The organism is Leptospira brenneri, from assembly GCF_002812125.1.
In the GTDB taxonomy this organism is placed as follows: Bacteria; Spirochaetota; Leptospiria; order Leptospirales; family Leptospiraceae; genus Leptospira_A; species Leptospira_A brenneri.
In genome coordinates this window covers 271,803-290,025 of sequence record NZ_NPDQ01000005.1, presented here as the reverse complement: position 1 = coordinate 290,025, position 18,223 = coordinate 271,803, and the positions used below count along the sequence as shown (strand labels likewise).

Here is an 18,223-nt window from a genome sequence, read left to right as displayed (position 1 = left end):
TGCTATCTCTTTAGAATTCCTATAAACCAAGAGACATGTCCGTAAAAGATATCCTCAAAGACAAAGCATCCTCCGTTCTTTCCATCGAAGAAGATAGAAATGTATTGGAAGCCACCCAGATGATGGTTGGTGCCAAAGTGGGATCTCTAATTGTTACCTTCCAAGGGAAACTTGTGGGAATCTTTACTGAAAGAGATTTGATGCGAGTGGTTGCCAAAGACCATACAAACGTAGACAAAATCAAATTGAAAGATGTTATGACCACTCAACTCACAGTGGCAGGTCCCGACGAAGATGTGGATGATATCTTAAACAACATGATCACCAAAAGATTCCGCCATATGCCGGTTCTCGACGGAGACAAAATCATTGGTCTGATCTCGATTGGTGATGCGGTCAAAACAAAATTAAACAGAACCCAAGCCGAGATGAGTATCCTCAGAGAGTATATGTATGGACCTCACTAGAACAAACGATTTTCTGTAAGCCTATCGATCGTTTTTTCTAAAACAATTTCTAAGTTTTTAGTATCTTCTCTATTATAAGCGATTAGTTTTTCCAAGGCTTCTTTGTTATCCGTTCTCTGGTATTCAAACCATAATAGTGGAGCTTGCCTTCCATCCATCCCAGCGATTTCTTCTGGTCGAACAAGACCAAGTTGTACTTCGGATTTTTTTAATCCTCCTTTGATTCCAATGGAATGCAAAAGATTCATCAAATCTAACTGCGGGTTCTTCACTCGGTAATGAAATTCTTTCTCTAAAAAAGGAATATCAAATCTTCTTCCATTGTAAGTAACAAGGATGTCCTCAGGTGAGATGGAATCAAAAAGAAATTCTAAATCCTTTCCTCTTTCAAACGTTAACATTACTTTGTCTTGATAAATACTCACAACAGTTGTTACGGAAGATTCGGAGATCCCAGTGGTTTCAATATCTAAAAAACAAAACCTTTCTGGAAAATTTTGCCATAACCTCCAGTATTCCAGACTGGGAAGTTCATTTGTAAAAAAAATAAAGTTAGATTCAGATAATTGGATTTCTAACTCTTCTTTTCGTTCTTCTAAAATAGAAACTGAAGGAAGTAAGGGATCCATTTTTTGTTTTTGGTATTGAATAAGCGAATTCCAATCATACACACCAGCACCAAATAATTGTTTCTCTTTCCTTTCGCCGATACCAGGAAAAAGTTGAAGGCTAGATGTCAGATGAGATCCGAACATTCTCTCCACCTAGAAAGCCCTTCGATCATTCGATCTTCTTTCTCTCCAAATCCGATTCGCAAAAAACCCTCTTCTTCAAAATTGATCCCTGGCAAAACAAAGACACCCGTTTTTTCAAACAGTCTGTCCGCATAACGTTCAGAGGAAATCCCAGGCTCTAGTTGCAACCAACCGACAAGGCCACCATCAGGCAGAGTGAATGATCTGGTATGCGGAAGATCCTTCCATACAGAATCAAATTCTTTTATATTATTTCGCACTCTTGTTTGGATGGAAGGAAGGAAGTTTTCTTTTGCACTCAGAAGTCCTAAGGCAATCCGTTCCGAGATGGGAGAAACAGTATGAGTTAAATAATCTTTAAAAGAACGAGCGCGTTTGATAAAAGATTCTTCTGCCACAAGCCAACCGACTCGAAGCCCTGTGACTCCAAAACATTTGGTAAAGGAACCTGTTCCATAAAAAGAATGTTTTGTATCCACACCGGTCCTTCCCATAAAACCTTCCCCTGGTAAAAACCGGTAATGTTCATCAAAAAGAACTTTTTTCTTTTCCGCTTTGAAATGAGTGGTGAGTGCCTTCCATTCAGATTCAGAAAAAGTTTTTCCCGTTGGATTATGGGGATGGTTCAAAACGTAAAGGTCGGCCTCCACTTCCTTCCAAGTCGAGGCAAGGAAAGCTGATTCATAAGGAAGTTTGATCATTTCTGCCCCAAGCATTTTCGGAATTTCATAGAGGGCTTGGAAAGCAGGCCAAATCAGGGCCAGCTTTGATTGGGCTTTTAACGCAATATGAAACGCTAAGTAAAGTGCCTCCCCCGTTCCTGTGGTGACAAGAACCTGATCAGGGGAAACTCCCGGATAAAGTTGAGCAATGGCCGAACGAAGTTCCAGGGAACCCTGGTTCGGCGCGTCATTCATAGGAATTTTATCGAGATCTGCCCCACTCAAGTTTGCCATGGCCAGCACCTCATCCAAACGGAAATGACCAAGTCCACTCTCGCCTAAGTTACAAAACGCCTTTAGACGGAATCGTTCCAACCGGTCTTCTATGAAAAATTCTCTAGGTTCCAAAATTGATTTCCAGACTGCTCTACTTCAAAAGATTAGTATGTAAGCTATGTTGAAACCAGAAGACAATATCCTATCTTGGACGAAATCACCTTTTTCATCGGAAATCCAGATTGAAGCCAAAAAGGCTTACGAAGATTGGAAGGCTGGCATGAGTTCCGAACTCGTAGATGCTTATGCCGTACCTTTAAGTTTTGGGACCGGTGGGATTCGGGGCAAGATTGGAAATGGAATCGGCAAAATGAACCTCTATACAGTAGGTCGTGCTGCACTTGGTTTTATTAGTTATCTAAGAGACACTAAAAAAGATGCCTCCATTGTCATCGCTTACGATTCGAGAAGGCTCTCCAAAGAATTTGCAGAACTCTCTGCAGGGATCGCCGCCAAACTGGGAGTTAAAGTATATATTTTTCCCAAGGTAACACCAACTCCACTTTTATCTTATGCCATTCGTCATTACAAAGCCAGTGGTGGAATTGTCATCACTGCTTCTCACAATCCTCCCGAATACAATGGATTCAAAGCCTATCTGGCTGACGGAGGACAACTGGTTCCCCCTGATGATTCTCTGATCATAAAAAGAATTAGTGAAATCAATGATTGGTCAACCATCCCATTTGTAAAAAAGACAGCCGCGGAATATAAAAAATTCGTAAAACCAGTGGGGCCTGTGGTTTTTAAAACCTATTTAAAAGATTTAAAACAAGCAGGGATTCTTTCTTCTGTAAAATCCAAAACAAGAAATGATCTAGGAATTGTGTACTCACCACTCCATGGAACCGGTGGAGATTATATGAAAGAAATGTTAAACTTCTTTGGATATAAATCTGTATTTCTCGTTCCAGAACAAAAAAAACCAGACGGTGAATTTCCAACGGTTAAGTATCCGAACCCTGAGGAAAAAGAAGCCCTCGCCTTATCTGAGTTCCATGCCAAAAAGAAAAAAGCTTCCGTCTTTATTGCAACCGATCCCGATGCTGATAGGCTCGGCGTAGGAGTACGACGTGCAGACGGTGAGTATGAATACCTAAATGGAAACCAAATTGGTTCGATAATGGCGGCTTATCTCGCTGAAAGAAAAAAATCAAAAACCAAAACCTATCATTTAGTCAAAACTATCGTAACCACTGACTTACAAGAAGCGATTGCGAAAAAAAACGGAATTAAAATTAAAAACGTTCTTACCGGATTTAAATACATCGCAGAAGAAATGAAGCAGATTGAGGTGAAGAAAAATAATGTATTTCTCTTTGGTGGTGAAGAATCTTATGGATACTTACCCGTACCTTTTGTCCGTGATAAAGATTCTCTCTCCAGTGCATTGTTATTTGTAGAAATCTTAGCAGAAAAGGGTGATCTACTTTCTTATTTAGAATCCATCTATTTAAAATATGGATTGTATCGTGAAAGTTTGTATTCTTTGACCTTAGAAGGAAGTTCTGGACAAGAAAAGATTAAAAAGTCTATCGAATCTCTTCGTACAGAATCTTTAGTCGGTAAAACCATTGGAGGAAGAAAGGTTGTCGGAGTTCTTGACTATGAAACTCAAAAAGCAGACGGGAAATCAAAATCCACTGTTTTTAAAGGAATGCCTAAATCCAATGTCATCCAGGTGGAACTAGAAGGAAACGCCAAACTCACCATTCGTCCTTCTGGAACAGAACCGAAGGTAAAGGTTTATTCTTCCTTTGCCTCTTTGAAAAAACTTAAAAAATCATCAGAAATCCCAAGCCTTTGGGAATCTCTTGGAAAAGAAATTACGCAGGCAGAATCAGAATTTCTACAACTTGCAGGGCTAAAATGAGTAACGAAACAAAAACTAAATTCGAAGAAATCAAAAATCTCTCAGATAAATACTTACTAAATACATACAATCGTTATCCGGTCGCTTTTGGATACGGTGTCGGCGAAATGATTTTTGATCAAGATAACAAAGGTTATATTGATTTTCTTGCGGGGATTGCTGTATCCAATTTGGGACACGGGGAAGCCGACCTAATTGAAGCCATGCGAAACCAAATGGACAAAATCCTCCATTCCTCAAATCTCTATTACTCGGAAGAACAAGCAAAACTTGCCGAAGTCATTATCGAAAATAGTATTCCTGGAAAAGTATTTTTATGTAATTCTGGAACAGAGGCCAATGAAGCTGCTTTCAAACTCATGCGTAGACATGGGGTGAAAAAAAACATCGATAAACCAGTCATCCTTGCTCTCCATTCCAGCTTTCATGGTAGGACTCTTTCTGCAATGACCATGACGGGAAATGAATCTGTTCGTTCTGGATTTGGAGAACTAGCCTCTGATGTTTATTTTGTTGAGGCCAATAACGAAGATTCACTCATCCAAGCTTTTGACCAATACGGCGAGTCCATCGCTGGGATCATTATGGAGCTGATCATCGGAGAAGGTGGAGTGGTTCCACTCACCCAATCCTTCGTCAATTTAGCTCGTAAGTTAACAGAAGAAACAGATTCTCTCCTTGTTTTCGATGAAATCCAAACAGGAATGGGACGCACAGGAAAGATGTTTTGTTTTGAACATTATGGAATGTATCCAGATGCCTTCACCCTTGCCAAAGCACTTGGTTCAGGATTTCCGATTGGTGCCCTTGTGGTTGCAAAAGAATACGAGTCCGTTTTAGAACGAGGGATGCATGGTTCCACATTTGGTGGCAACCATTTGGCTTGCGTAGCCGCTTACGAGACATTCAAAATCATTTTATCACGAAACTTACTCGACCATGTTTCAACGATTTCAGAACAAATGTTTGCAAGGTTAAAAACAATGATGGAATCCACAGGCAAAATCAAACAAGTGAGGGGTCGCGGGCTTCATATTGGTGTGGAATTGTATTCCGAATCAAGGCCCGTGGTCGAAGAATGTTTGAAACGTGGGCTTGTTGTGAATAGCACAGCAGGGAATGTTATTAGAATTATACCCCCTCTCATCTTAAGCATAGAAAAAGCAACAGAAGGATTGGATATTTTAGAATCAGTATTAAAGGATATGAAATGAAAAAAGTAGCAGTACTCGCCGGAGACGGAATTGGTCCAGAAGTGATGGACGTGGCCTTACAAGTGGTCAAAAAAGCATTAGGAAAAAAATCTTCCGAATTTACCTTTGAACATGCATTAGTTGGTGGTGCCGCTATTGACGCCACTGGGTTTCCCCTTCCCGATGAAACTTTAAAACTCTGTGAATCTGCAAGTGCTATATTTTTTGGATCAGTAGGTGGACCTAAATGGGAAACCTTACCTCCGGATAGACAACCAGAACGCGGTGCCCTACTACCACTCCGCAAACACTTTGATTTATTTGCGAACCTTCGGCCCGCGATCATTTATCCCGAATTAAAAAAAGCAAGTCCCATTCGCGGAGATATCATTGGAGATGGACTCGATATTTTAATCCTTCGGGAATTGACTTCTGGAATCTACTTTGGAAAACCAAAAGGTAGAGAAGGTTCTGGCCCAGAAGAATTCGCTTATGACACTATGAGATATTCTCGTCGTGAAATCGAACGAATTGCACGCACAGCTTTTGATGCAGCAAGAAAACGAGATAAAAAAGTAACTAGCATTGATAAGGCAAACGTATTAACAACATCTGTTCTCTGGAGAGAAGTGGTAGTAGCCCTTCACAAAGCAGAATACTCTGATTGTATTTTGGAACACCTTTACGTAGACAATGCGGCGATGCAACTCATCGTAAAACCAAAACAATTCGATGTCATGCTTTGCGAAAATATGTTTGGAGATATCCTTTCTGACGAAGCCTCCATCATCACAGGTTCTATTGGGATGTTGCCGTCCGCCTCGCTTTCCGAATCGGGTTTTGGACTCTATGAACCATCGGGTGGCTCGGCTCCCGACATTGCAGGGAAAGGGATTGCAAACCCAATCGCCCAGATCCTGTCCGGTGCCCTGATGTTAAGATACTCTTTTGGGTTGGAATCGGAAGCAGTTGCCATTGAAAATGCCATTCGAACCGTTCTAAAGAAGGGATTTCGCACGAGAGATATTGCGGAAGAAGGCACATCTGTCCTCGGCACGAAAGAAATTGGTGTTGAAATCGAAAAGGCACTTGGATAAACTACGGAGAACATTATGCAAGCAGGCATCGGACCGACAGGCAGACCCTACCAAATTCTCATAGCCGAGAATTCAAAATTCCAATCCAAACAACTCCAACAGATTTTGGAATCAGAAGGTTTCAAAATCATTGGTGTTGCTGAAACAGGGAAAGAACTTTTACAAATGTACAAAGAACATCGCCAACAGATTGATCTTGTGACCATTGAGATCTTTTTACCTGAGGTTGATGGTTATGCTGCTTTCTGGGATATGAAGGAGATGGGAGTGCTTCCAAGAATTCTTTTTATTTCCGAAGAGAATACTCCTTCGGTGATCAAAGCACTTTTGGAAAATGGAGCAATGGAATACATTGTCAAACCGATCAAACGTGAAAAAATCTTAGAAAAAATCAAAGAAACCTTACTTAAGATTCCCAAAGTATAAAGTTTAAGTTCCGGCCTTCTTCTTTAGCCCGGTGGCTAAAGTAAAGAGGGCTTCGAAATACATTCGTGTGGTCGTTTTTTATCTTTAAAAGATTTCCAAATCGTTTCCCGACACGAACCTCAATTGCTTTCCCTACATCCAACAAAAACTTACCATCTTCTTTGCCTTGGCAGACATCTTCTCCTAAAGAAAGGAAATATTTGGCAACATCATCCCCCACTTCATAATCAGATTTCTGGATATAAGGACCAATCTCCAATTGGAGTTCCTCTAAATCAAAACCCAGTTCCAATGTTTTTTCCAATACCTGTTCGGTGATTCCAAGTGCTGTCCCCTTCCAACCAGAATGGATGATAGCAATAAACGGTCGTTTGTTGGAATATAAAAAAACAGGGACACAATCGGCTGTGCGAACCACAAGCATCAGATCGGAAGAGTTTGTGTACAAAGCATCACCTTCCAAAATTTTCTCTGAATTTTGATTCGTTTCACTGTAAGTGACAGAATGAATGGAATCTCCATGGACTTGGTTGAGAGTAAATCCTTGAATTTTAGAACTGTCAAAGTCTTTTCCGATCCATTCCTTGGTATACTCTTTCCATAAACTAGAGGTTTTAGGATAGGAGGGATATTTCTCCTTCAAAGAATCTAATGTTTGTTTGCCGGCAACTCCAAACTTTATTTTCCCGTAAGGAAGAGATAATTCTTTTAAAAATTCCACAACTTAATTCCCCAAATCTCTAGGTTGGCTCTTGTCCCAATGATTTCTTTCAAAAGTTTGGAACAAGTCCACACAATTCCAATCAGATCGAAGGCATAGAGTTTCAATTTTTTTTGGATCATAAGACCAAAGATAAAAACGAAGATGGCTGGTTCTCCAAATGTATTCGATGTACGGTAAGTTCAGCCCAGGAAGGCGATTGTCGAGAAGGATCTCAATTTTCCTTTGATTTAAGTCCTTGGTCTCAAGTTCACTTTCATGGCCAATCCTTCCCCTTGTTCGGATTTTCTTTTTTGCAAATTCTCTATCGGTAAGCCCGGACTCGGCTTCAAAAGCAAAAGAAGGCCTCAAATAATAAATAAAATGTGCCTGGGCTCCAAAAAAAGCCACACGAAAATCAGAAAGAGAATTCGAATCATATCCATCTGTTCGAATCAGATGGTCTTCATAAAACACTCGTTCTTCGACAATTCCTTTCCAGTCAGGAAGGCGAACTCCGTTGCTTTTTAGAGGATCTGTATATACGGCAGCAGACAATATAAATAGAAAACAAATTATGAGCCTGTTCTTTACATAAAATTTGGACCAAAATCCAGATTGGTTAGATTCGATTTGAGAGTTCGAATCCCATTCATTGATTTGTAAAAATGCCAAATAAGAAAGATAAGGTAAAATAGGAATCCAAAAGCGATTTCCCATAAAATCCCCACCAACATACAAAACATAAAGAATGTACAAAATCACCGAAGTGAATAAGAATCGTAATTTCTTATGATCACGAATGGATTTGTAAATTTGTATTCCCGTTAAGATGAAAACAAACAAATAAAGCGGATACGACCAAATAAAATAGAAAAGATAATAGAGGCCTTGCAAAAAGTAAGCCCCTTTACTTCCTTTGGCATAAAAGGTATTCGGGAAAATGTCTTCGTAGTAAAAATACCGAAATCCTAAAAATAGAAGAAATAAAAATCCAAAAAGAACAGGTTTCCAAAGTTTTTTACGAAAGAGCCAATCGAGAGAGGAGAGAAATAAAAAAAGAGCCCCTTCTGGACGTGTTAGGGCAGATAAGAAAAAAATAGGAAAAAGAAAGTCACTTTCCTTTTCCCACAAAAGTAAACCGAAACAGATTAAAAATGTAAAAAGAGAAGTTTCTAATCCCGAGGTGGCAAAAATATAAAGGTGGTAAAAAACGGCTAAGTGAACCAAAAGAACTGGATATAGTTTTCCTAGGGAAAGCCTGTTCTCTTCTTTAAAAAAGACAAATAGAGTAGCCAAATAAAAGAAAATCCCAAGGCCAATCGATAGGATTTGTGGTTTGATTCCCAGACGAATCCCTAAGGATAAAAATATAGTCCAAAGAAAGTTAGTATATCCTTCGACTCTTTCTTCTAAATTAAAAACAAGTCCCGAACCCTCGAATAAATTTCTGGCATAAACAAAACTAATATAAGCATCATCACAAATCCATTTCCAATGGTATGCTTGGTAAAAGGCAAAAACAAAAAATAGAATAGAGAGAATATAGAAAGAAAGAAAATTGCGTTTAAAAAAAAACATAAATTAATCCAATTCAAATGACTTAATGAATTCTTCAATGATTTGAATATGATCCATTTCCGGTGTTGGATTTTCTTCGGAAGGCTCATACAAATAGTCATCAAATACATGGAAGTCAAAAATCTTTAGTTCGAAATCAGGTAAGGTGATGATGATGTTTTCTGCATGGATATCAAAAATTAACTTTTCTTCTTCTGCTAAAAATTTTGTCACTTCAATCACACGATTGAAATCCACTGCAATTTTCTTTAACTTAGATTTCGAAATCACACCAAATCTATGAGAGTCAAAATTCAATTTCCACTTGGGAAAAAATTTATCCATAATTGGATTTTGGTCTAATTTTTCATTTCGTATGGTAAATTCTTTGAGATGTTTTCCTGCAAGTAACGGCTGTTGGTCGCAAGGAGTGAGAGTGACATTGGGAATTCCGAAGGGATTATTCCTCACTCGCATCCCCATAAAAAAACGGGTTGGAACCACTAAATCAGGAATTAAAGACTTTAGCTTCCAATAATGTAATCTTTCTAAACCCAATCGTTTGAACTTAAAATCGATTTCATCTCGTTTCGAATCTCTAGAAGTTCGCGCTTTTAAAAAATCTCTTAACTCCATCTCTTCTGGTTTTAAAAACCGGGAAAGATCTCGGCCCACTTCTTTGAATAAAGAGCCAAAAATCGCATCGGAAGGTAATTTGGATTTTCCAATTTTAACCACTTGGTTCCAAGGAAGTTTATAAACAAACTTATAGGAACCACGGCCAATGTATCCATCCTTAGACAAAGGCATAAAGTTATCTAAAAATTCACGATCATAGCGATATGTGATTCGAAATACATGTGAAACGGGAAATAGTTTTTCATACAAGTTACGAAAGAAACCAGACTTTCGTAGAACTTCATCAACAGGAAGATCCTCAAGCGGAATGGGGATTTCTTTTTTATCTGGATCAACAAACAGTTCTTTGTCGAGACCCTTTTCCAATAACTCGAGAAACTGGGGAATTTTTCCCCAGTTTGGATATTGGTTCCAGAGTTGGGTGATCCGATCCCGGATCCCCTTAATTGGGCCTTTTTTCTCAGACACTTCTAAATTCTACTTCCAACGAACAATCGCTTCGTAGTCTGTGAATTTTTCTTTCTTTGATAAAGCGTCTGATAACTTTTTATCTTTTTCTTCATCATACCACCAGTAGTCAGATGAAAAACTTTCATCTCCGTATTTACCTAGAGGAAGGTTGGGGACTCCATACTTTTGCCAATACAATAGACGAGTGCTTGGTAAATGCCATAATAAAACATAAGGATATTCTTGATAAACAATACGATCGATTTGTTTCAAAATTTCATTTCGTTTAGAAACAGAAAATTCTGTTTTTTGTTTTTCGATGAGTTTGTCTACCTCACTATTTTTGAACCCTGGTAAGTTTGGTTGTCCTTCTTCATTTGCATACTTAGAAAGCCATTGTGATTCAGGATCTTTAAATACCCCAGATCCCCAAGCCGCCCAAGTCATATCAAAATCATATTTATCAACTCGTTCACTCCAAGCAGCTAAATCTAAAGTGTCAATAGATGCCCTGATTCCGACTTCTTTTGCTTTTTCTAAAAACACGGTGAAATATTTTTCTGTTTTTTTATCGCGATCTAAAATGGAAAATTGGAATGGTTTCCCATCTTTTTCCAAAACTCCTTCTGCATTTGGTTTCCAACCAGCATCCGCAAGAAGTTTTCTTGCTTTTTCTATATTAAATTCTGTGGGTTGATTAGGATTTTTTTCGCCACCTAAATAAAAATCCGGATAATAACTATTTGTTGGATCATATTCGCCATACGCAAGTTTGTCGATCATTAACTTACGATCTACAAGTAGATTCATAGCTTCTCTCACACGTTTGTCAGAGAAAATGGATCTCCTTGAGTTCATGGCCCAACCTTGAAATCCGATGGGTTTTAAATTGAAGATACGTTGTTTTGCGATCCAATTTTTGTCAAAGGCGTCTCCTTTTGCTTCCTCTACCCAAACAAATGCAGAGTATACTGGATAAATATCGATATCTCCTTTTTTAAAGGCTTGAAGGGCAACCGCTTCTTCGTTATAGACCTTATAAACAATTTGGTCGAAGTTGTTTCGCCCTTCATTGAAAGGATAGGCTCTTTGCCACCAGTCTCCCCTTCTTTCTAATTTTATGTAACGATTCTTTTTAACTTCAGTGATTTTGTATGGCCCTGAAACAACAGGGAATTCCATATTTTCTTTGTTAAAATCTTTCCCTTCAAAATGATGTTTTGGTAGAATGAAGATGGAAGAAGCAACATCATTAAAATTATTCCAATGAACTTCTTTGGCTTCAAAAACGACAGTAAGGTCATCTAACTTTACTGGTTTTAAAAATCGAGAAAGGGAAACACGAAATACGGCAGTCGCATTTTTAGGATTCATGATCGTATCATAGGTAAAGATTACGTCATCAGCAGTCACGGGTTTGCCATCGGACCAAAGTGCATTTGGATCTAAGTAAAACGTAAATTTCTTTTTGTCAGGAGAGATCTTCCAATCCCTAGCCAGATGGGGGATGGTTTCTAAAGTCAGAGGATGGTATCCTGTCAGTGGTTCATAGAGGCTCGTAAAGATTCTCGCCGTAGTTGTGAACTGATCTAAATAATAATTTAAGGATTTTGGAAATTGATGTGAATAAATTCGGATCCTTCCCCCTTTTTTTGCCTTAGGGTCTGCCACGGGATTTTTGACACGAAGGGCCGTCGGAATGGAAGCCAAATCCCCTTGCCAAGGAAGATCATTTACCTTGGAGAGTGATTCTTTTGTATCTTCTTCTGAACAATTTTGGAAGAAGGTCATTGACAAAAGTCCTGTCAAACCAACCAAAACTATCTTGCGTAAGGAGGAACTATACTTAAATATTTGAACTTTGTTATGAAACATCCCTTCCATCAAATCCATTTGTACGAGATAGGCTCAAGGCTTTTTTGTACAAAAATGAAAGAACCTTTGGAAGTGAGCCTTAGTTCTCTTGTCAATTCACTACCTTTTCTTTGGGCTCATGAAATTTGGCTCATGGGGGTCTGGAAAAATAGCCCAAAATCTAGGTCCATTGCACGCTCCATGCCAGAACTGCAATCTGGATTCCGTTCGGCAAAACAATCTTTAAGTTCCGAGGATATTTATGGATCTCCTTATTCCATTTCTTCTTATACCCCAGACCCAATTGTATCCAATGAATCAAACCTAACAAAAGTTTACGAACTCATTCATCATTTAAATAAAAAACTGATACTAGACTTTGTACCCAATCATATGGCTACCGATTCTCCGATCATCGATTCCGATCCCAATTTGTTTCTGTTAGCAAATGAATCAGTTGCACTTAAAAACGCTTTTTTACATTCCAATGGAAACAGATATGTCCATGGACGTGATCCTTATTTTGATGGCTGGACAGATACCATCCAATGGGATTTTTCCAACCCCGATGTAGAAAAAAAACATATAGAAATCCTAAATACCATCGCAAGTCAATGTGATGGTGTTCGCTGCGATATGGCGATGTTACTTCTTCCTGATGTATTTGAAAAAACTCACGGTAAAAAATCTGCGTATGATTGGAAAAGAGTCATAACCAAAATTAAGACTAGTTTCCCTAATTTTAAATTTTACGCCGAAGCCTACTGGGGAATGGAAAACCGTTTATTAGAACTAGGGTTTGATGCAACTTATGATAAATCCATCTATGATGCATTCAAAGAAAACAATACTGCCCACATATCTCATTCATTAAAAGAAAATACTCATCCAAATAAAATTCGATTTTTAGAAAACCATGACGAAGAAAGGGCAAAACATCAATTTGGTGAAAATTCCCATTCCTATTTAAGCCTACTCTTGTGTACAGAATGTACCATATTATTACACGAAGGCCAAGACCAGGGGTTAACTAAAAAATATCCAGTCCAAATGATTCGCGTTGATTCAGAAATGCCAGATACAAAGACAGAAGAGTTTTACAAACGTGCCTTAATTGCCACTAGGAAAAGAAATAAAGATACTGGCTATTTTTGGCCAAGATACAATGAGTTTGGAGGGAATCCCGTTTTTGTGAAATCAATCCAAACAGAGAATCAAACAGAACTAATCCTATGGAACGAAACAAATACTGAAGTATCCGGATGGATCCCTTTTCAAGAAGGAATCCAACCCAGGGAAACATTAACTGATCTAGTAACAGGATTGGACTATCCTCAAACCAAATCTGATGAAGGTATTTATTTCAAACTAGTCCCAAGCCAAGTGCAGTGGTTTATTTTTTGACCCTTTCTGCAAAAACCACACCTTGGATCATTCGTAAGTTTTCTAAAATTTCCTTTAATTGGTCCAAATGGTCAACTTCTAACATAAATTTGGCGGTAAGAGTCCCATTGGGATGAGAAGAGGCTCCTGCTTCCAAAATATTTGTTTCTGTGCTGGAAATTGATTCCACCATAGACAAATAGATTCCTTGTACATCTTTTGCACGAACTTCAATTTGAATTGGGATGGGTTCTCCTGGTCCCTCCCAACGCACAGGAATGGTTTTCATCCACTCAAGTTGTTTGGTAGCGGTAGTACAATCTTTTTTATGAACACTCACTCCCCTTCCTCTCGTAATAAAACCGATGATTTCATCCCCCGGGATAGGTGTACAACAAGAGGCAACTCTCACGGGCACATCGTTCCAACCGGCAACCGAGATTCCAAACTCTTTGGATTCCTCTTGGTGCGGATGTGCTTTGTGAGGTTTTTTGATTTTAACTTTCTTAATCTCTTTGATTGTGTTTTCATCAATGGGAGGGGCTTGCGTTTCTAAAACAGAACCAATGGTCTCTCGTTGTGAGTCTTCTTGGAGTTTTCGAAAATAAGCGCGTAACTTTTGCCTTGCACCAGATGTTTTAACAATTCGTAACCAAATGGGAGACGGTTTGGAACTTTTTTCTGTGATGATCTCTACCTGATCTCCCGACTTTAATTCCGTACGAAGTGTAACCATCCTTCCGTTAACTTTCCCACCGCGAGCATGTAAACCTACATCGGTATGAATCCGGAAAGCATAATCAAGAACCGTGGCTCCCTTTGGCATTTCAATGATTTCACCTTTGGGGGTAAAAACGAATACCTCATCTTCATGGAGATCGTATTGTAACTCTTCCATAAACTCTTTGGAATCGAGACTTGGATCTTGCCAAGATTTCAGAATCTCCAGCCACTTCATTCGGAAAGCATTTTCTACACCATTTTGCAAAATGACGGATGTTTTCGAAAGATTTGTAGATTCTTTATAAGCCCAGTGCGCTGCCACTCCATTTTCAGCAATGGCATTCATATCCTTTGTACGAATCTGCACTTCCATGGGGCGACCATCTGGCCCAAATACAGTTGTATGAAGAGATTGGTATAAATTTGTTTTGGGAGTGGCGATATAATCTTTAAACCTACCAGGGATTGGTGTCCAAAGTGTATGGACAATTCCAAGTACCCCATAACAATCTTTGATTTCATTGGTAATGATACGAACAGCCCTAAGGTCAAAAATCTCAGAAAATGATTTTTCCTTTGTGACCATCTTTCTATAAATCGAATAAAAATGTTTCGCCCTACCATCAATACGAGCATCTATACTGATTTCAGCTAACCTTTGTTTAAGGATTATTTTTATTTTTTCAATGTATTCATCACGTTCTGATTTTTTTGCAGATACACGTTTTTTAATTTCTTGGTATTCTTCTGGATGGAGAGACTGAAATGCTAAATCTTCTAATTCAAACTTTACTTTATAAACACCGAGTCGGCCAGCAATCGGAGCATAAAGAGACAAAACCTCTTTTGCAATGCGTTTCTGTTTTTCTTCCGGTTGGAACTTTAAAGTTCGAACATTATGGGTTTTATCTGCAAGTTTGATTAACATCACTCGCACATCTTTGATAGTGGCAAGTAACATCTTACGAATATTTTCAGCAGCTTCTGTTTCTTTTGATTGAGATTTAATTTCAGAAATTTTAGTCACACCTTCAACAAGTGCGGCAATATCCTCTCCAAATTCACGAGCCATCTCTTCTTTGCTATAATTTGTATCCTCTACAACATCATGCAAAAGGCCCGCAGCAATGGCTCTTTCGTCCAACCCTAGTTCATCTAAAACAGAAGCGACATTCATGGGATGAATGATATAGGGTTCCCCAGACAAACGTTTCTGACCCTCGTGCATTTTATCAGCAAGATTGTATGCTTTTTCTATAAATGTGGCTTTCTCTGGCCCAAGCCTTTTCCCGACCGCTTCAAATAACTCCTGTTTGTCTTTAATATCCTGATACAATCCCATTATTTAATATCCAAACTTATATCTAAAAACTTTACCGTATGAGTTAAGTAACCCATACTCACACCAATATCTTGAAATTTAGAGAGGAATTTTAATTTTTCTGGAGTGATCCCACCGGAACATTCAATACGAATACCAGGTGCGTTTTTTTTGATGGTTTCGATTGCTTTTTCGGTATCGGAATCAGAAAAATTATCTAACAAAATAATATCAGGATTTGCTGCAATAGCTTCATCAAGCTGTAATAGGCCATCTATTTCTAGTTCTATTTTTTTCTCTGGATTAGCATTTCGAACAATTTGCACAGCAGATTGGATAGATCCTGCTTTTGCTACATGATTATCTTTAAGCATCGCCATCTCTGACAAATTCAATCTGTGATTTGCTCCTCCACCTGTATACACTGCATACTTAGCTAGTTTCCTATAGCCAGGTAAAGTTTTTCTTGTATCCAAAATGAGAAGATTGGGAAACTCTTTTGCCACCTTATTTGCGTTTGTTGCAATTCCGGAAAGATATTGGATAAAATTGAGGAGAATTCGTTCCATTTTAAGAACACTGACAAGAGACCCTTCTAAAGAACCAATAATTGTTCCTTTAGAAAGAGAATCTCCATCAACAAGAACTGGTTTCCAAGTTACTTTGGCTTTTGTTTTTCGGATGAGGCAAGGTAAAACAGCAAGCCCACATAAGACACCATCCTCTTTTGCATGGAGGTCGGCCTTACAGATTTCCTCAGAACCAAATAGGGAATCGGTAGTGATGTCACCAGCAGGTAAGTCCTCTTCCAAAGCCAGGGTTACCAGCGCATCGAAGTCCTTTTCTGAAATTTCTGTGACAGGTGTTGTGTATCCTCGAGTCATATAATCCTACTATTTAGACAAAAAAAAAGCTGTCCTCACGACAGCTTTTTTTCCTTTCACCTAAGTCTTGTTTATTCCTTAGGAGCTTTTCCAATTTTCCCTGTTTTTGGAGGGATATTTAATTTTTGTTTTGGATAAATCAAATTTTTGTTACGAATCGACTTACGATTGGCTTCAAAAATTCGTGGCCAAAGTTTTGCATCACTGTAAATATCTTCTCTGTCTGCAATTCTCCAGAGGCAATCTGCAGGATTTGATTTTTCCACAGTGTATCTTTTCCATCCACCAGAAAGTTCTTCCACTTGTGCAGAGCTAGCTTTGTCACCTTCTTCCGTTGTTGTTGTAGAAGTAGTAGTGGTTGTTTCAGTTTCTACAGTTTTTCTATCTTTTTTCGCAACATTGTTTTTGCCTTTCAATGTTTCGATTTGGTCAATAGAGATTTCTGCCAGACGAATGGCTTCTTCCGATTGAGCGATAGAATCATCAAATTTTTCTTGCTCTAAAAGGTTTCCTGAAGCTTGAAGAGATTCATTAGAAGCACCTAAGTTTTCTTGTGTACTTGCATAAGATTCTTTTGCATTGGATTTAAGATAAGTTTCTGCGTTTAATTCACCGAAACGAGCATTTGCATCTTCAACCACTTCACGAGCTTGGCCATTACGGTTTTTTGCGTGGTCTTTTACAGAAGCTTGTAATAAAGAAGCAGCAGCCAAACGACCAGCTTCAATGTCTTCGCGTGCAGAAGCCACTCTCGCTTTTTCTTCATCGATAGCAGGGTTTCCACCTTTGGAATATGTATAAGCTTTTTCTAAAGCTGCGTCCACTTCATCAGCAGATTGACGAATGGAACCGGATCTGTCGAGTGCCACTTTTTTTGCATCTTGGCTGATTTTGGAAGCTTCTGCAAAATGATTGTGAGCATCTTCATATTCTTGTAAGGCAACAGTACGTTTTAATTCTTTTGCTGTTTCGTCTTTATCTTCACGTAGATAAGAAGCAAGACTTGCATCTGCCTGTGCTAGTTTTGTTTCACCAGCATCACGAGCGGCAACTGCTTTTTTGAATTCTTCCGGTGTGTATTCAGAAGCATACGCTTCATCAGCAGCATCAATCGCTGTCACCGCTTCTTCACGAGATTTTGCAGCTAACTTAGGCAATGTTTTTTCCAAAGCATCGTAAGCTTTAGAAATTGCATAATCTGCACTCTTTTTAGAATCAGATGCCTTCTCTTCAGCAGCAAATTCATTTGCCGAAGCAAGACTCTTCTTTGCTTCAGAATATTCTTCTGGTGCAAATTCTTCTGCAGAAAGTCTTTCTGCTCTTTCTACCTGCGACTTTGCTAAAGCTAGTTCTTTTAATGGTAGTTCTTGGGCACAATTAACGAATCCAATGGAAAACAATACCAATCCAGAGAGAAAGACTGTTGTCTTTTCCTTTCTTAACATAACAAACTCCTTAATTTTTTTCGGGGGGTTTTGTAAGAGAGAAGCGTAAAACACGCCTCTCCTTTTACTTAAAAGCAGTGACGGCTTCGTCTTCGCTGTCGAAAATTTCAAAAAATGAAGTCAACTTAGTCAATTCAAATACCTTACGAACTGAACCAGCTACGTTGATGATTTTAAGCCCACCTTGGTATTTCTTCAAGTTGGACAAACTTGAAATTAAAGCTCCAATTCCGGAAGAGTCGATGTAGGAAACCTTCTCGAGATTGATGACGATGCAATATTTCTGTTCTTCGATCAATTTGGCGATTACATCCTTGATCTCAGGCGCGTTATAAAGGTCGATTTCCCCGTTAATATCGAGGACTACGATTTTATCTTTTTCCCTTCTGGTGATTTCCATGTGTGTCTAGAGACTCCTCAATGAAGCTACAATCAATGTAGAAATGACGGTACAA

General features: G+C 38.8%; 16 protein-coding genes. 6 read left to right on the top strand and 10 right to left on the bottom strand.

All coding sequences use genetic code 11. The features are described 5' to 3' along the window. Window positions 1–35: 35 nt before the first annotated feature. The gene (locus tag CH361_RS12800) at window positions 36–467 is read left to right on the top strand and encodes a CBS domain-containing protein (protein ID WP_100791192.1); all 432 of its coding nucleotides are present in this window, start codon (window positions 36–38) and stop codon (window positions 465–467) included. Here the strand turns inward: CH361_RS12800 and CH361_RS12795 are convergent. Both CH361_RS12795 and CH361_RS12790 read right to left on the bottom strand, forming a co-directional pair. Then, window positions 464–1,222, bottom strand: coding sequence for a ribonuclease H-like domain-containing protein (locus tag CH361_RS12795; protein WP_100791191.1), 759 nt, complete (start codon window positions 1,220–1,222; stop codon window positions 464–466). The two genes, CH361_RS12800 and CH361_RS12795, sit on opposite strands and share 4 nt — an antisense overlap. Beyond that, the gene (locus tag CH361_RS12790; RefSeq protein WP_100791190.1) at window positions 1,204–2,292 is read right to left on the bottom strand and encodes a pyridoxal phosphate-dependent aminotransferase; all 1,089 of its coding nucleotides are present in this window, start codon (window positions 2,290–2,292) and stop codon (window positions 1,204–1,206) included. Before CH361_RS12790 ends, CH361_RS12795 begins: the two co-directional genes overlap by 19 nt. A 46-nt stretch (window positions 2,293–2,338) precedes the next feature. Between CH361_RS12790 and CH361_RS12785 the strand changes: the two genes are divergently transcribed. Genes CH361_RS12785 through CH361_RS12770 form a run of 4 tightly spaced genes read left to right on the top strand, consistent with a single transcriptional unit; the run spans window position 2,339 to window position 6,809 of the window. After that, on the top strand, window positions 2,339–4,093 hold the full coding sequence (locus CH361_RS12785; RefSeq protein ID WP_100791189.1) for a phospho-sugar mutase: 1,755 nt from the start codon (window positions 2,339–2,341) through the stop codon (window positions 4,091–4,093). After that, window positions 4,090–5,307 (top strand): aspartate aminotransferase family protein, encoded by a 1,218-nt coding sequence (locus tag CH361_RS12780; protein WP_100791188.1) that lies wholly within the window; start codon window positions 4,090–4,092, stop codon window positions 5,305–5,307. Before CH361_RS12785 ends, CH361_RS12780 begins: the two co-directional genes overlap by 4 nt. Continuing rightward, a complete protein-coding gene (gene leuB / locus CH361_RS12775; protein ID WP_100791187.1) occupies window positions 5,304–6,383 on the top strand; it encodes a 3-isopropylmalate dehydrogenase in 1,080 nt (359 codons plus the stop codon). Before CH361_RS12780 ends, leuB begins: the two co-directional genes overlap by 4 nt. 15 nt (window positions 6,384–6,398) lie before the next feature. Continuing rightward, on the top strand, window positions 6,399–6,809 hold the full coding sequence (locus CH361_RS12770; protein WP_100791186.1) for a response regulator: 411 nt from the start codon (window positions 6,399–6,401) through the stop codon (window positions 6,807–6,809). Here the strand turns inward: CH361_RS12770 and CH361_RS12765 are convergent. From CH361_RS12765 to CH361_RS12750, 4 genes are read right to left on the bottom strand one after another with little or no spacing between them, the layout of a single operon-like run. Then, entirely contained in the window at window positions 6,790–7,530 is a 741-nt protein-coding gene (locus CH361_RS12765; protein ID WP_100791185.1) for a purine nucleoside phosphorylase YfiH/LACC1 family protein, read from the bottom strand. The two genes, CH361_RS12770 and CH361_RS12765, sit on opposite strands and share 20 nt — an antisense overlap. A gap of 3 nt (window positions 7,531–7,533) precedes the next feature. After that, window positions 7,534–9,090: a hypothetical protein gene (locus CH361_RS12760; RefSeq protein ID WP_100791184.1), complete on the bottom strand. Its 1,557-nt coding sequence runs from the start codon at window positions 9,088–9,090 to the stop codon at window positions 7,534–7,536. A 3-nt stretch (window positions 9,091–9,093) separates the two neighbouring features. Then, window positions 9,094–10,155: a hypothetical protein gene (locus tag CH361_RS12755; protein WP_244279874.1), complete on the bottom strand. Its 1,062-nt coding sequence runs from the start codon at window positions 10,153–10,155 to the stop codon at window positions 9,094–9,096. Window positions 10,156–10,185: 30 nt separating this feature from the next. Continuing rightward, entirely contained in the window at window positions 10,186–12,033 is a 1,848-nt protein-coding gene (locus tag CH361_RS12750; RefSeq protein ID WP_425268686.1) for an extracellular solute-binding protein, read from the bottom strand. Window positions 12,034–12,087: 54 nt separating this feature from the next. Here CH361_RS12750 and CH361_RS12745 point away from each other — a divergent pair, with 54 nt between their 5' ends. After that, window positions 12,088–13,416 carry an alpha-amylase family protein gene (locus tag CH361_RS12745; RefSeq protein ID WP_100791182.1) on the top strand — a complete coding sequence of 443 codons (1,329 nt, stop codon included), beginning with the start codon at window positions 12,088–12,090 and terminating at the stop codon, window positions 13,414–13,416. On the opposite strand, the gene CH361_RS12740 is transcribed toward CH361_RS12745, so the two are convergent. The 4 genes from CH361_RS12740 to CH361_RS12725 form a co-directional block, all read right to left on the bottom strand. After that, on the bottom strand, window positions 13,406–15,460 hold the full coding sequence (locus tag CH361_RS12740; RefSeq protein WP_100791181.1) for a RelA/SpoT family protein: 2,055 nt from the start codon (window positions 15,458–15,460) through the stop codon (window positions 13,406–13,408). The two genes, CH361_RS12745 and CH361_RS12740, sit on opposite strands and share 11 nt — an antisense overlap. Then, on the bottom strand, window positions 15,460–16,323 hold the full coding sequence (gene nadC / locus CH361_RS12735) for a carboxylating nicotinate-nucleotide diphosphorylase (protein WP_100791180.1): 864 nt from the start codon (window positions 16,321–16,323) through the stop codon (window positions 15,460–15,462). The genes CH361_RS12740 and nadC overlap by 1 nt, the downstream gene beginning before the upstream one ends. 71 nt (window positions 16,324–16,394) lie before the next feature. Beyond that, window positions 16,395–17,768, bottom strand: coding sequence for a lipoprotein LipL71 (locus CH361_RS12730; protein WP_100791276.1), 1,374 nt, complete (start codon window positions 17,766–17,768; stop codon window positions 16,395–16,397). Window positions 17,769–17,832: 64 nt separating this feature from the next. Continuing rightward, window positions 17,833–18,168 carry an STAS domain-containing protein gene (locus tag CH361_RS12725; RefSeq protein WP_002975418.1) on the bottom strand — a complete coding sequence of 112 codons (336 nt, stop codon included), beginning with the start codon at window positions 18,166–18,168 and terminating at the stop codon, window positions 17,833–17,835. Between the last annotated feature and the right edge of the window lie 55 nt (window positions 18,169–18,223).